Raw genomic sequence first — 15,778 nt, 5'->3', positions numbered from 1 at the left:
GACACGCCAAACGCAAAGTTATGCTACTGTCAAAAATCGGGCGGCGAAGGCCATCGCTCCGCCGCCTTTAAAGCGTTGAACATTGGTCAAATGCCCGCAAAAGGCTCCGCCCCTTGGTGAATTGTCTGCCAACGAGACGTATCCGGTCTCCGTCTGTTGCGCAAGGCTTACAGATGCTGGAACGACTCAAAGTTTTTGCAGGCCTTGGCGACATCACGCGTAACCGAATCCGAGAAAAAATTGCCTTGAAAATGCGTCGCACCAGCGGCTCGCGCAGCTTCGATCTGGGCAACGGTTTCCACGCCTTCAACGACGATCCGCGGAGCGAAGCTGGATGCAAGGCCGACAATGTTCTGTAAGCTATTGCGCTCTTCGAATGAAGGTCTGATATCGCAAACGAAGGCCTGATTAATCTTGATGATATCGAAGTCGATCAACTGGATCAGTCTCGGAGACGCAAAACCCGCTCCGAAATCGTCTAACGCGAAGAGGCAGCCCAAGCTGCGGGCCTCTGCTATCTTGTCTACGCAGAATAACAGGCTGTTCAGTCCGTGCGCCTCGGTCACTTCCAGAACAATCCGCGGTGCGAGATGGGAGCGGTGGTGAAGCTGATCTAGGATATCATTCCATACCGCTGCATCCGCAATACTGTCGGCGGACAGGTTGCATCCCAAGACGCTCATCGGATCAGCATCGAGTAAATCGAGGACCAGCTTGACCATATGCCGGTCGAGCATCGATACTTCACGTAGAACATGGAGGCAGGGAACAAATGCACTGGCCGCATATATCCTACCATCCGGCCCGATCAGCCGCGCGAGGCATTCGCCATAGAGGCTCTCATCATTGTCAGATGCAGACCGGATGTCCTCAATGACGCAGCCTATGCGGTCATCGGCAATGGCAGTGGCTACAATCTCCACGTGCTTTTCATCGAGAATATCAAGGTGCTTAAACATCTCTACTCCCCAAGAGCCGAATAGAGCGCGCCATTAAACTTGTCGGATGTGTCCCAGGAAAAAAGATGACGCCTCCAGCAAGATTCCCAAGCGCGCAACACTGCGACCTTAAAAGAACTCCTATCGGGAACGACCAGTGCGCCCCAACGCTCTATTTCTAGCATCAGAATAGATTTTTATGAGGCGCGAGCAATATCAGTAACTGACACTTTATGACACTCTCTGAGCTACAAGCAGCGAGAGCAAGCGAGAAGCGGCTCGTTCTTGGATGGGCATGACTGGCAAGCGGGCGCAGTTCAGGGGGCTGCCTGCTCCAGACGCCGTTGGACAGGCCCATGACGCAACTAGGGGAGACCATCTGGTGATTGCACCATCGGTGATGCATTCTTAGCCCGAGTGGATGGCATTGGCGGAAGAGAGCCTTAAACACCGCGAAGACTCGCGATGTGATCCCACCGGTCAGCACCGACATCTGCTTTAGCTATTTTACCTTCAGATTGGACTTTTTTTCCAACGGCGTGGCCACAATGAGGAGGCCTTGTCGTAAAAAGTGCCGCTGCCAGTAAGTTGAGGGGTCAATTACTGGCAGCGGCGTAGACCGGAGCGACTGGTGGGCACGCAAAGCTCCGGTATTTAGGAGATGTTACCACTTCACGCGAAAGCCAACTGTTCCTTTAACGGAATAGCTATCGCCGAAGTTGTTGAGACTGGTGTTGACAAGACCTTCACCATAGATTGAATACTTGTCATCGTTCCAATTGTACGTCCCGCCAACGCCAAGCCCGCCCCAAATGCGGTCATTGCGGCTGGCAAAACTGGTACCATCAACATCGATCTTCGTTCCTTCAAGAAATTCGTAGTAGAGATTGGCAATGCCGTAGACGTGGGTGCGGTTGAGCATGCCGTTATCATTTTGCCACGAATCTTGATGATCAAGCGTTAGGCCGAGACGGCCTTGCAGGCTCTCGCCGCGATCAAGGCTGACACGCGAACCGAAGACATCTGTAAATGCGTCAAAATCGACAGTGGAATAGACCAGTTGGGCTTGCGGGGTGAGAGACCATGCCGGGTCAATGGCAATCTGTTTGCCGCCTTCCAGAGACAGCGTATAACCGAAGCCGTCATTGCCATCAGTAAGGTTTGTGCTGGCAAGAAGGGAATTTAGATCACTTGTGTACCAGGTCACCTGACCCTGACCGTCAAGATAAAAGCCGTTTTCGCCATACCATGTCAAAGTACCGCCGAATCCGTAACCGTTGGTGCTGATATCACCGTCACCGTAGATCGAGCTCGTCTCGGTTTTTCCATGGGCGTAATGGACTGTGATCCCCCCAATGATCTTGCCGTTTTCGGTCTCGCTCAGCAATCCATCGATACCAGCCTGAAGCTTGAAGATATTCTGGTCATAATCGGTATTTGAGGTGGAGAAGCGCGGTTCGATGCTGTTATGCGCACCTTCGATGCGGCCCCAGACGCCATTGCCTTCAATCGCAACGCCAGCCTCTTCCGGAGCAGCATAAGGTGTGCCGATCGGATCGGCTCCCTGCGCGATAACCTTGTTGCCGTTACCGACCCAGAAACGATTGCCGACACGCTGTTGCAAGGTCGGTACGCCATTCAGGCCGAGCAATGCCTGCGGATAGGCTTCATATGTCGGAACACCTGCTTGATAAAGTGGTTCGGTCGGCTCTCCAGGATCAACAGGATCGGTTGGGTTCAATTGAGAGCGCAGATACCAGTCGCCGTCGGTTGGTGTAGAGGTGCCACCCTGATAAAGCTGATAGGCATAAGCGCCTGCAACGGTTGCTGGCTTGCCGTCCACCAGATAGTCGCCGATGAGTGTGAATGAACCGTTGGAAGCGCCGTTCACTCCGATGATCCGGATACCTTCATTGGTCTGCGCGCCGGTTCCGCCAACATTGTTGACACCAACGTTCGTCGTGCCAGACGTATCGCCATTGATGACGACCATATCAGTCTTTGAACTGTCGTTACCAAGAACAACGTCGAACAGCATCTGTCCGCCATCGCCGACATAATTGCCGTTGATCGTGACCACGTCGCCTACGGCATTGTCTACCGTGGTGATTGTTCCTGCATTGGTGACATCTCCGCTGAACGAATAAACGCCTCTACCATCGCCAGTTCCAACGAAGGTGGATGTGCGATCGATCGTCATATTGCCGTTGAAGTCGAGCGACGCCATGCCATCGAGCGTCGATCCGTTCGTGAGATTAACGCCGGTTGTTCCCTCATCTGGCTCGCCGACGTGCCATGCACCGTCATCAATCGACAGATTGGCTTGATCCAGAGTGACGATTTCCCAATTGACGATCTTGCCGCCATTCGTGGTCGCAGTAACACCCTTGAGCGTAAGCCTATCAATCATGCCATCGGCAACAGACGTGTCGTCTCCGCCGTCAAGCACCTGCGAGCCGTTATAGGCCGATGCACTCACCATTGCGGTGTCGGAGCCGTCCTGGCCATAGAAGCCGCCGACCAGATTGCCGCCTGCCCAGTTGAACGTATCGTTGCCTTCATGGTTGACAACGCCGTCGCTGCTTTGCGCATCGTCCCGGTCGTCGCCGTAGATCTTGCCGGTATAGGTTCCGCCGGTCAGATTGAACGTGTCGTCGCCAAGGCCGAGGATCGCATCACCGGTAACGGTGCCCGCGCTGTTCAACACGGCATTGCCGCCGATCATATCTGAATCGGTCGGGTTAATCCAATCGTTGAAGACATTGAAGTCGTGTCCGCCGTCACGAATGGCAATTCCGGACATTGCCGATACCGTTGCCGATGCTGCAATATCAATGGTCGCACCGTTTGCTGCTATCGTCTGGATGGCAGCGCCATCTGTTCCGCTGACTTCACCCGCGACACTGACCAATGACGGCCCGGTGCCCTCGTTCTTTAGCAGAATGCCGGTATTGCCGGTAACGGAACCGACAGTCTGCTCAACGGTTACGCCGGTTGTCTTACTACCGCTACGGGCTACGATACCAAACCTGTCAGTCCCGGTCACATCACCCGCTACGCTAACAGCGGTCGCACCCGTTCCGATATTGACGGCCAGAATGCCAATAGATGGTCCGACTATTGTTCCTGCCGTCTGGTTCACGGTCAGATCCGTGGTCCGGCTGCGATTGTAGGAATAAACGCCATAAGTGCCGGTTGCGGTCACGTCTCCGGCCAAGGTGACCGTCGTTGCGCCGGTGCCCGTATTGTCAGCAAAGACGCCGTTTCGGCCACCCTTGACCGTTCCGCCAGTCTGCTCGATGACGATATCCGTGGCATTGCTGCCATTGAAGGCCCACAGACCGGCACGCTCGATAGCAGTCACGTCGCCGGAACTGACAATCGTCGTTGCCCCGGTTCCCAAATTGTTGGCAAACATCCCGAACCAATTGCCGGAGATCGATCCCGCCGTCTGCCTAAGGGTAATATCCGTCGCAGATGCGGCATTATATGCATACACGCCATAAGTATCATTATTAGTGGCTCCGGTCTGGGTCTGATTCACAACCCCCGCCGTCGTAATCGACGCAGCACCTGTCCCGTAATTATCGACCCGAATACCATGCGAAAACCCAGTAATTACACTACCGGCAGTCTGTGTCACCGACACATCGGTAGCAGGCGAATTATTTACCGCCCAGATTGCGGCATCGCCATTGCCGTTGATGTCGCCCGAAATCGTCATATCGAGCGTACCAGACGTGCTTAACGTGGAATAAATGCCGGTTGACGAACCTGTAATCGTGCTGCCACTTTGCTGCGTGAAGTCGATCCCGCCATCATTGGAATCGATATAAAGGCCTTGCCCGGCCCCATTGTTTGCGTTGAAGGTGCTGTCGGCAGTAATCGTCAGCGGCACTGCGTCGCTTATCACCTGACCGCCCGAAGCGCCCGAACAAAGATACGTGCTATCCGGCTGAACCGAGCAGTCTGCCCATGCCCTATCTGCAATGTTTGTCCAAGAGGACGGAGCTAGAACCGGCGAAACCGCTCCTGATGCTGCAAGAATGAAAACGGAGCCGTAAAGACCTGCCACCGACGCGACCTTGCCCCGCCACTTGGTCATGCGTCCGCCAAGATGGCAGACTGTCGCTTCATTCGCGAAATTTCCGGATTTGTGCTGCGCTGATACCAAAATCGTGCTCCCCCTCGTCCTATCGAACGATATTCCCTGCGCAAAGCAAACGAGTCACCTTAATGAACGAAAGCCATTAGTCATCGTCTACCTTGAGCTGCTCATCTCGGCTAAATTTCCAATACTGTACAGGCAGAAAAATATCACTGTAGTCATAACTACAAGTTATGACAGAGTAATTGATTATTTCGGATCATATGGGCTACTTTGATCGGCGCGATAGTGGCCGAAGTGGAATGGAACGACTTGAAGCCCACCATTTGCTGATCAGATTTTATTATCGTATCTGATGACACTTGAGGTAACGCTATCACTTGACGTAGATTCTCCAACAAAAGTTCATTTAACGATAACAGTAGTTCCGATCGGTACCTGGTCGTAAAGATCGATCACATCTTCATTTATCATTCGAATGCAGCCTGACGATGCTTCGGTGCCTATAGTCCAAGGCTCCGATGTGCCGTGTATGCGGTACAGCGTATCTTCACTGTTGCGATATAAATAAAGCGCGCGCGCTCCCAGCGGATTATGTGTGCCGGGCGAGATTCTACGTGGCAGACCGGGTGTTAAGTTGCGCATGTCGTCTGTCGGATACCATGCTGGCCATTCCGCCTTGCGCCCAACTTTTGCTGTACCCGACCAGGAATGGCCCGTTCCGCCAACTGCAATTCCATAGCGTCTGGCCGTGCCGTCACTGCGGTGCAGATAGAGAAACTTGTTCTTTGTATCTATAAGAATGGTACCAGGCGGCAGATGTTGTGGAGTTTTGATGTCCGTTGGCCAAAAGCGACGATCGAACCGGCTTCGGTCGATAATACGTACCTCATGAGGCTCGCTCGCGAATGCCGCTTGCTGACTGGCCAGAACAGCCCTAGATGGCCGGCCATCATCGGGATGCGCCGAACATCCTGCAAGCGCCGCAAAAATCAACAGGAATACCGCCTTAGTTTTCAATATGAGATCCAAGAAGATGCGCACGATTGCGTTTAACTCTGCTTGGTTTCGTCAACCACATTTGCGCTCTGTGATCGTAATTGTTCGATATGTATTGGCTCTTTCAGCAAGCGCTTTACCCGATGATTTTCATCGGCAACGGCTTTTCCGGTCGGCGAAGTTCCCTTCAGATAATGCTTTTGCCACTTCTGTTCGACTGTTAGCTCATCGCTCATCTGCAGCCCGGCGGAAAAGAGCCGCCGTTCGCTGCTCCAGACCCGGTGTTCACGATGGAAGTCCGGATCGTCTTCCATAGGTCGAATGACGGGCTGCACTTGTTCGATAGCCACGCTTGGCATCATAGTGATGAAGCAAAACGGCTCGCCTTTGGCAAAAGTGACAGAACCAGGGCGAGTGAAGCGCCAATTCATTGTAAAACTGAATGGCAACCAGTTGGTTTCCACCAGGCCGTCCAACGGGGCGATCCCATCCTTCATTCGGTTTGGAGATCCTCGAGCCCATATCATCCAACCCGGATCAGTACGAAAAACGTAGCCTGGATGAAAAGTAACAATTCCATGCCCAAACGTTGAGCTGATGAAGCGGTGCCTTACATTGGCTTCGTTAACGTGAAAGGTCACGTCATTTGTAGTGTTGAACCCATTCCATGTGATCGTAATATCCACCGGGTTTAGCAGTTCCCATCCGCTGGCATTTGCGATGGAAAGTGGTGTGCAACGGTAGGCAAAATGTTGATTGGTCGCGTCCATCCAATCGCGTGTTCCCTCCGCAGCAACAAGCTGGGGAGGGTCGGGAGTTTGAATCATGCAATCAAGACGCGTGCCAGTCATACTTCCGTATACTCCACAATCAAATCACAACAAGCTTCTGATCGTGCTCAGTTTACATGATCAGAATTTGCAGGCCTAACACGCCGAGCGTCGTGTCCGGTATTCTCTAGTATAGCCCCGGAGTCGGCTGTTTTTTCTATCGTTGCTATACTCCGGACCCAGGAGGTCCTTCAGGTCCGGGAGGTCCGGGAGGTCCGACAGGTCCAGATTCACCGGGAGTGCCAGGTTCTCCGGGGCTTCCGGGAGGTCCCTGAGGTCCTTCAGGTCCGACAGGTCCAGATTCACCGGGAGTGCCAGGTTCTCCGGGGCTTCCGGGAGGTCCCTGAGGTCCCTCAGGCCCGGGAGGACCTTCAGCTCCGGGAGTTCCCGGCGTACCATCGACACCTGGGGTACCCGGGGTTCCGGGAGTACCTGGAGTACCGACACCTGGAGCGCCAGGGGCACCTGGAGTGCCAGGAGCACCCGGCGTACCGACACCTGGTGTGCCAGGAGCGCCCGGTGTACCGACACCTGGTGTGCCCGGCGTACCAGGAGCACCAGGTTGACCCCAATTACTTGATGTCGGCTTGGGTAAGCCGCCGACATCAGTCACGAGGTGAGACCGCATGCGGTCACTACGATCGCGTTGAATAAGCGAGCGAGTTGGCTTATCGGCATAGTAGTCGTTCTGGTCGTCAGAGAGCAGACATTCGTAATTCTTCGCCGGGTCCTTACAGAAAACCGTCGTGCGGCCATACTGCCGCGATGAAGCGCCCGTTCCGAAATGGACGCGTAACCCCAGCATAGCGCTAACGTCACCGCTAGATGATACATCGGAGTTGTTTAGATCGACCGCAAGCTCGCTGTAGATTGAAGCCGCTGTACCCGTAGAGCCAAACTCTGTCAGATATTCCGCGCCGCCAACCGCTCGTACACGGCCGCCGAAAGCATCACTATAGCGCAGACCTGCATTGACCTTAAAATTGTCAGTTGGATAGTAGCCTACCCGACCTTCAGCAAAAGGACCGAATGCTTCTTCAAGCGAGTTCCATTCAATACCCGCCAGACCTTCAAGGGTTACTCGATCCAGATAATACTGGCCCTCGATGCCTGCCTTGCCTTCGACATAGCCATTTTCAATGCCGCCTTGACCATCATCATAGCCGCCGCCACTATACAAATAGCTGCCATAAAGTCCGATTGCACCTTTCTTCGGATCACGCCGGAAAAGATGTACGGCCGCACCGCCGATAGGATTACTGCGTGAAACGCCGCCAAGTGCGTCGACCTGGAATCCGTATTTGTCTCCTAACGGAACAGCGACCGAGCCCTCAGCGAAACCGTAACCATTGTCGCTGTTCGTTCCCCCTCCAAAACCAAGACTCACATTGGGAGCTGCCACGGCGCGTGCGTCGGATTGCTGCGCGAATGCGAGCTGTAGACGCCGATCCGCGGACGAGAGAGGCAAATTTTGAGATTGCGCCACGGAACCTTCGAGGGTGGCTAGTCTTTTCTGGACCTCAGCAGTCTTTGCATGAGCACTTGCAAGTTGCTGCTCTAATTTTTTCTGGCGTTGCTGAAGTTCCAGCACCATCTGATACAATTGTGTGGTTGTTGGCGCCTGCGCCGTCGCAGGCATTGCACTTCCAAAGAATACTGCGAACGTTAGTACTGAACAGCTCGTAAAGAGCATTCTTCTATGCTGCCCCATGGCCCCTCTCGGTAGATCAACTTCCGGTCCCGCCGACTCAGTGATTGTTGTCTACATTCATCGAGTATGATTTAAGAATAATCATTACTGTAGCAACTACACATACAGTCACTAAATGACACTTGCTGTCGTTGTATTGGGATTGGTAGACCCTCTGCTATGAAATTAGCCGGGGCAACGCGTAATTGCCATTCAGAATATAGCCATATGACTCTCTCCTCGCTGATTTTGCAGCGGAGATAACGCAGGGATCCACATAGGACATTTAAACATCCGCCGCGCGTTTTTGCGTGACAAGCTGTTGATCCGTGAGGTCACGTGGCGGACTGGTCGTTCACTCAAAACCGTTATAAAACATCTCGATTCGGGAACGATAGGACTTAAGTTTGCGACGCCGGGTCGGCCAAGCAAGCTCGATCCGTATGCAGAGAAGTTTGCAGTATGGCTAAAAATCGATGCAGCAATAAACGTTCTTTGGGTTCATCCTCAATTTTTTCGATTTAGGGGCAACACTCTTGCCATCAATTCTGGGCCGGTGTGACCGTACATTGATCGCTTCAACATCTTGAGTCGGTTGATCTGCCTTCGGCTTGACCGTTGCTCCAAGGGAGTTCGATCACATTTTTGACGGCATCAATATCCCGGCGCAAAACGCTGGCGAAACGCTTGATCGCCGTAAGTTCGGTCTCAACGGCATCGTCGGTCCATTCATCCAGTGCTGCCTCTGATGCACAGAATGCCGTTGAAGCGCATGGCCAAGTCACGCATTATGTCTCGCCCCGCCCTGATGGCCCATTGGGAGAACCAAGGGAGTGAGGCGGATCGACCTCCAGGGACATAGTGTTGCAGGCGATTGAGAAGGGCTCCGGTGCGACGACGACATCGCTTGCCAATAGACATGACGGGACGACCAAGCGAAATCCGTAGCCACCAGCGCATGCCGACATGTTGGAGTTTTTGTTCTCGCGCGATACGAACAAGAGCTGCGATCCGTTCTTGCAGATAGGCCGTCAAGCGGACGAAGACTGCCGGCCCCGCCGCTGCATACACATGCCTTTTACAGGCCAAATATTATGGAGGGGCGGTACTGCCTCGGCACAGAAAATGGGGCCGCCAATGCCAGTTCCCATCTCTATTACACGCGGCCATCAATTCTCGACGTGACCTCCGCGTTTTCTTCACATTCAGATGCTCTGATGGATCACCGATCCATAAAGAATCTGTTCATGCCCATACCCATCCTTATGTACCATCAGATCGCTGAACCCGCCGGTTCCGGCAGTCCTTTCCGTAGTCCAACAGGACTCAGGAAAACTCCTGAGTCCTGCATCCGTTGTCGCCTGGTTTGTGCCTTAGAACTTCACTTTGAACCCGGCTGTGCCATTGAGGCTGTAGCTGTCGCCGAAATTCGACAGGCTGGTGTTGATGGAAACCTCACTGTAGATCGAATATTTGTCATCATTCCAGTTATAGCTGCCGCCAGTGCCGATACCGCCCCAGGTCCTGTCATTCTCGCTGGCAAAGTTAACGCCTGATACCTCAACCTCGGTTCCGTCCAGGAACTCGTAATAAAGATTGGCAATACCGTAGAGATGCGTGCGGGTGGTCGTTCCCGAAGCGCTCTCCCATGCATTTTCATAATCTGCCGAAAGGCCAAGACGACCCTTGAGGCTCTCACCAGTTCCCAGAGAAACTTTGGTGCCGAAGGGGTCGGTGAAACCGTCAAAGTCGACGTTGGAATAGGCAAGCTGAGCCTGCGGAGTAAGCGTCCAGCTCTGGTTCAAAGCTAGTCTCTTGCCTGTTTCCAAGCTAAAGGCATAGCCGAAACCATCGTTGCCATTCGTAAGACTGCCAAGGAGGCCGGAAGACAGATCGCTTTCGTACCAGGTCGCCTGGGCCTGGCCGTCGAGGTAAAAGCCGTTCTGTCCGTACCATGTTAACGTAGCACCCAGCCCATAGCCGTCCGTGTCGATATCACCGTCGCCGAATATGGAAGATACATCTGCAGATGCATTGCCATAGTGAGCAGTGATGCCTCCGATGAGTTTGCCGCTATCGCTTTCGTAAAGTTGCCCGTCCAGACCGCTTTGGATCTTCCATGTGTCAAGGTCGTAGTCTGTAGAACTCGTTGACGTTCTTGGATCAAAGCTACCATGTGCGCCTTCAACGCGGGCCCACAAACCGCGTCCCTCAACGAGGGCTGGCCCTCCTTCAGAAGGCTGCGGAGCAGGCTCGATTGTTCCAGGACCATCACCCTGTGAAAGCACTGCGTTGCCAGCACCTGCCCAATAGCGATTACCTACACGTTGCTGTAGCGTTGGCAGTGCGTTGAGACCGAGCAATGTCTGTGCGTACGCCTCATAAACGGGAACACCAGGTTGGTAGAGAGGCGACGGTGGCGGCGGGGTTGGATCTGTGGGATCCGTGGGATCGGTAGGGTCAACCAAAGCGGAACGCAGGTACCAGTTGCCATCGGTTGGCGTCGCAATACCATTCTTGTATAGCCGGTAGGCATAGGCGCCGCCAATGACTGCTTCTTCGCCCTCAAAGACATAGTCTCCATCAAGCGCAAAACTGCCAGCGGAAGAACCGGCAACATCGATCACCCGTATCCCTTCCACTGTCGCCGCCCCATTGCCGCCAATGTTTTCCACGACAAGCGTTGTCGACCCTGACGTGTCGCCCAGAACAACCAGCCTGTCCGTCGTTGACGCGTCATCGCCAAGCGCCGTGTTCAATCGTAAAGTGCCATCGGCGCCTATATAGTTGCCGTTGACAGTCAGTGTTGCTCCCGGCGCACCGCCAATATTGACAAGCCCGGCATTGGTAAGCATGCTCAGGGTCTGATTGAACCCTGCGGCATCGAGGGTACCACCGGCAAGCACAGAAGTCGGGGAGTTGGGGCTGAAGGCGTTCGTTGCGCCAGCCGCGAGCGTTCCGGCCTCCACCGTTGTTGCGCCCAAATATGTGCTCTGTGCGGTCAGGACTGTCGTTCCGCCGCCGACCTGCCTGACGTTACCCGAGCCCGAGATCACACCGCCAAAATTCATCGTGTCGGAGCGATTGAAAGCAAGGGAGCCATCGTTAGCGACATCTCCGACAATAGAACCTGAAGTGCCCCCATTGCCAAGCTGCAAGGTGCCGGCGTTGATCGTGGTCCCGCCGCTGTAAGTATTGTTGCCGGTAAGAACCGTCGTGCCCGAACCGTTCTGTTCCACGGCACCCGAACCCGAAATGACTCCCGGTACTAAAAATGCATCGGAGCGGTTGAAGGAGAGGATGCTGTTATTGAGTACATCGCCCGCGATCGAGCCACTGGTTCCGCCGTCTCCAAGCTGCAGGGCCCCTGCCGAGATCACGGTACCGCCACTATAAGTGCTGTTACCTGTCAGGATGAGAGACCCTGTTCCCGTCTTTGTAAGTCCGCCCGGGCCGGTTGCTCCCTGAGCCAATGTCGAGTCAAAGGCCTGTGTATCAATCGTGCCTCCCCCGACATCCAGGTTCACCGCGCGGTCCGCCGACAAGTTGAAACTGCTGTTTAACTGAAGAGTGCCGCCATTGAAACTGATACCGCCGGTTGAAGCACCCAGCGCATTGTCAGCGCCGACTGCAACTACGCCGCCATTGATGAAGGTCCCGCCGGAATAGGTGTTGCCGGCTGCGACCGAAGGCTCGAGGGTAAGAGTACCCGCACCCGTCTTTTCGACGGCACCGGTTCCGACTATCTGACCGACATAGGTGCCATCATCGGGCTGAGCAAACCGCACAAGACCGTTATTGGTAATATTGGCGACGTTGTTTGCCGGAAGGAGCTGCGTTGGGAGAGCTTGCGCACGCGCTTCCAAGGTGCCAGCAGGATCGATGATCACCTGTCCGGTATAATTGGTGTTTGCCCCAGTCAGAACGAGGGTGCCGTTTTGGACTGTAGCCACAGTGATGCCGGTGATCGTACCCGTCAGCGTCCATGTTCCAATATCGTTTTTAACGAGACTTTCAAAGCCGTTGAAATTGCCAGCCAGGGACGACTGGCCCACACCACTAAGAAAGATTGCATCGGTGCCGCCACCACCGGTAAAGTTGCCGGTAACGGTCGATCCTGTATAAAGGCGTAGAATATCATCGCCGTTGGCCAGATTGATGCTGCCGCGAATTATGCCTTTGTTGGTGAAGTCGAGCGCTCCGGCGCCTGATCCGCCGATGACCGTACTGGTTGTTCCATTTCCCGCTTCGATAATGCCAGTTTCATTGTTGATCACGGTATTGAGACCGGACGTGTTTTGCGACCAGATTGCGACAGAGTTGTTTGCGTCGATCAGGCCATTATTGGTGAGCACATTGCCCGTGCCCTGGAAGTTCACGGCTTCCGCGCTGCCTTGAGTGCCTAGCGCAAGCAACTGCCCTCCCTGTTCAATCGTCAGCCTGCCATTATTGTTGATCTCAACAGCGTTCCCGCCCGTATTGTAATTGCCAGAGGTATTGGTGGCCGTGGCGCTCACAACGCCGCCACCTGCAATGGTAATGACCGCATTATTGCGCAGGCTGATGGCATTCAAGTTGCCCACAGCAACCTGGGCACCGGTACCCACATTGACGGTGATATTGTCTGCAGCAGCAGAATTACCAGCGCCGACTGTATTCGTAAAAGGATTGGGAGCTGCGGCGTCGCAAGTGATGACGCCTCCAAGGGCGACGCAATCGGCAAACGCCACTGACGGCGCCAATAACGAGCCTCCCGCGAAGACAGCAGCGAGAATTGGTAGACGTGCGGCCGACGATGACAAAGCCGAATGAAGTCTCTGCATACTTATCTCCTGAGAATCGTTTTTTGACTGTCTAGCGCAGGACGAGGTCATTGCCTGTGTTCAATCGGCAACATAATTCAAAACTTGCAGTAGTTTTGATCTTTTTCTAAAACCTTAAGAACACGCGGTCATCGATATCGCCGCGCAGGGCCGGCAGCGACTCCCATCTCAGCCGAATACTGGGTGTCGTGCGGTTGTCCGACCTTTGGAATATTCTTGGGCAGAATTGGCACTTCGGCGATGGCCGCTCCCGTACCCAGCAGAACTACGTTCGTCACATCCGGCGCTTCGCTGTGTTCCTTGGCTGCTCGTCCGCCATAGAGGCAGCATCCGGTGGGTGCGCGGCGCCGCAGTCACGCACTTGGAAGGACACTGGTCGATTGCTTCGGAGATTAAGTCAGCCTGTCGGGCCGTCCTCATCTGGCAGCTAGGCTTTGATGGTGGAATAGCGTTTCAAGCTGTTCACCAAGACATTGATTGTAAACAAAGATTATGCGCAATCTAGCTTGAAACCCTCATGCGGCACTCCTACATCGGAATCAGTCGACGCGGACCCCTCCCAATTTTCCGCGTTGACGGTCCCCTCCCTGGAGGTTTTTAACCTTCACAATTAAAGCCGGACTTTTTAGTCCCGCTCTTAGTCTTAACTTGGCTGAACCATATCGTTATCACGCCAGCCCGATGTTGGTGTGGAGGAACGGATCATCTGGTCAAGTTGAAAAGACTCTCGCGTCCAGACCCAAAGCTAAAAAACAGTGGTGTTGCGGGTGCTAGCCTTCGACGGCGTTGTCATGTCTGGATGACAGCGAGCGAGCTTAGCGATCGCTCGCCTTGATGTGATCCGGACCTGCGACCACTTAACTACCCACGAACATCATAGGGCATTGACGACGCGAACCCTGTTTGTATTCAGGGAGCGATGCTAATGCGCCAAATCTTTAGAGATGACCTATATCTTCTGATCTATGATCGACACATCGTCACGACAGGACAAGTCTTATGAAAGCACGTATCAAATGGGTGGAGGATCGGACCTTCGTCGGAGAGTCTGGGAGCGGCCACAAAGTCGTATTGGGGACGGCCTTTGGACCAGAAGGAGTAACGCCGGGCCCTAGCCCCATGGAACTGCTATTGATCGGCACCGGAGGCTGTTCGGCCTTCGATGTTGTCCACATCCTGGAAAAAGGCCGCGAGGCAATCGAGGACTGTGTCGTCGAGATCGACGCAGAGCGTGCAGAACAGGATCCGAAGGTCTTTATCCGCATTCACATGCACTTCATCGTCAAAGGGCGTGGCCTGGCTGCGAAGAAGGTGGAGCGCGCTATCTTGTTGTCGGTCGAAAAATATTGCTCAGCCTCTGCGATGCTGGCCAAGACTGCGACAGTCACCCATGACTTTGTGGTTGTCGATACCGCCGCAACGACTGAACCTTAGTGGAACGGAGATGGATCAGTTACCTCTAGGAGTTTTGATCGCGGGAAGCTCGCACGTGGGAAAGCCCACCATGGCTGAACAGCTGGCTTACGCGCTCGACCGGAGGGTGATGGCCACAGAAAATCTGGCGCGGCATCCGGAATCATTTTTGCGAATGTCCGGGTTCTAACCAAAGTCCTGTTGTGTGAGTATCCAATGGTGAAGTTCAAGGGTATGAAGCCAAGCGGTACGCTGCGCGAACCGGGTTACCTTGAATATTTGGCACGAAAGTATTCCAAGCCTTCGTTCAAAGGACACATAAGTGAGAGTTCCTACATTTCTGTTTTGGCTGGCTGTTTTTGCGGGAGTGGTCGGTGGGTTGATTTGGGGACTGACCCCTACACGGTCTAACTATCCATCAATCGGCGGAGGCGGTTACGACCTGTCGCGGCCGGTCTACACGCTCCTGCTTTTGGGTTTTACCGGTCTCTGGACATTGACCACGTTGCTCATCAGTTGGAACATCAAGAATTCAATCGCCTCACGGCGAGTTTTATTACTCGCAATGATCGGAGCGTTGGCTACTGTTGTCTCGATTATTGTTTATCATGACAATTTGACCTAGCTAGCTCATTATTCCACGATTTGGTTGCATCAAGAAAAGTAGTAATGATGGACCCTTATGGCCAACGCACCCAAGAATGAGCAGACGGGCAAGAAAGCCGCGACGTCGACTTCTAAAACTCTGACCGGCAAAGGCAACGACAAAGACAGCACATCTGCCGCCGGCTCTGCCCTTACTCAAGCGCCCTACAAAAAGAAGAAGTAGTCGCTTTGAAAAACCAATCGATCAGTTGTCGTTGTCGGCTGATCGATTGGTGCGGTCGCACGAAGTCCACCCCAGGTTATGAGCCTTGCACGCTACCAACCTGCGCCATCCTACGAAACCGAAATTATGTGTCCCGATCATCGCTCAA

General features: G+C 53.9%; 9 protein-coding genes and 1 pseudogene. 3 read left to right on the top strand and 7 right to left on the bottom strand.

The genetic code is table 11. The features are described from left to right. Window positions 1–167: 167 nt before the first annotated feature. The 7 genes and pseudogenes from AC6CHM_RS20660 to AC6CHM_RS20630 form a co-directional block, all read right to left on the bottom strand. Window positions 168–959: an EAL domain-containing protein gene (locus tag AC6CHM_RS20660; RefSeq protein WP_354342872.1), complete on the bottom strand. Its 792-nt coding sequence runs from the start codon at window positions 957–959 to the stop codon at window positions 168–170. 643 nt (window positions 960–1,602) lie between these two features. Further along, window positions 1,603–4,356, bottom strand: a complete 2,754-nt coding sequence (locus AC6CHM_RS20655) for an autotransporter family protein (RefSeq protein WP_498174685.1) — start codon at window positions 4,354–4,356, stop codon at window positions 1,603–1,605. 1,095 nt (window positions 4,357–5,451) lie between these two features. Then, window positions 5,452–6,066 carry a L,D-transpeptidase gene (locus AC6CHM_RS20650; RefSeq protein ID WP_498174538.1) on the bottom strand — a complete coding sequence of 205 codons (615 nt, stop codon included), beginning with the start codon at window positions 6,064–6,066 and terminating at the stop codon, window positions 5,452–5,454. A 32-nt stretch (window positions 6,067–6,098) separates the two neighbouring features. Continuing rightward, window positions 6,099–6,872 carry a DUF6065 family protein gene (locus tag AC6CHM_RS20645; protein ID WP_498174683.1) on the bottom strand — a complete coding sequence of 258 codons (774 nt, stop codon included), beginning with the start codon at window positions 6,870–6,872 and terminating at the stop codon, window positions 6,099–6,101. A 169-nt stretch (window positions 6,873–7,041) separates the two neighbouring features. Beyond that, complete coding sequence (locus tag AC6CHM_RS20640; protein WP_354342878.1) at window positions 7,042–8,514, bottom strand: hypothetical protein; 1,473 nt, start codon at window positions 8,512–8,514, stop codon at window positions 7,042–7,044. Between the two features lie 558 nt (window positions 8,515–9,072). Beyond that, window positions 9,073–9,354 (bottom strand): annotated as a pseudogene (locus AC6CHM_RS20635) (transposase); the annotation flags it as partial. Between the two features lie 584 nt (window positions 9,355–9,938). After that, window positions 9,939–13,388, bottom strand: coding sequence for an autotransporter outer membrane beta-barrel domain-containing protein (locus AC6CHM_RS20630; protein WP_498174535.1), 3,450 nt, complete (start codon window positions 13,386–13,388; stop codon window positions 9,939–9,941). Between the two features lie 999 nt (window positions 13,389–14,387). On the opposite strand from AC6CHM_RS20630, the gene AC6CHM_RS20625 reads away from it, so the two are divergent. From AC6CHM_RS20625 to AC6CHM_RS20615, 3 genes are all read left to right on the top strand, one after another. Next, the gene (locus AC6CHM_RS20625) at window positions 14,388–14,822 is read left to right on the top strand and encodes an OsmC family protein (RefSeq protein WP_115054701.1); all 435 of its coding nucleotides are present in this window, start codon (window positions 14,388–14,390) and stop codon (window positions 14,820–14,822) included. A gap of 301 nt (window positions 14,823–15,123) precedes the next feature. Next, entirely contained in the window at window positions 15,124–15,426 is a 303-nt protein-coding gene (locus AC6CHM_RS20620; RefSeq protein WP_115054700.1) for a hypothetical protein, read from the top strand. 57 nt (window positions 15,427–15,483) lie between these two features. Continuing rightward, the gene (locus AC6CHM_RS20615; RefSeq protein ID WP_498174532.1) at window positions 15,484–15,630 is read left to right on the top strand and encodes a hypothetical protein; all 147 of its coding nucleotides are present in this window, start codon (window positions 15,484–15,486) and stop codon (window positions 15,628–15,630) included. Window positions 15,631–15,778: the final 148 nt, after the last annotated feature.

It is taken from the genome of Phyllobacterium sp. GQ127 (assembly GCF_059758635.1).
This window is presented reverse-complemented; position numbering and strand designations above follow the sequence as displayed.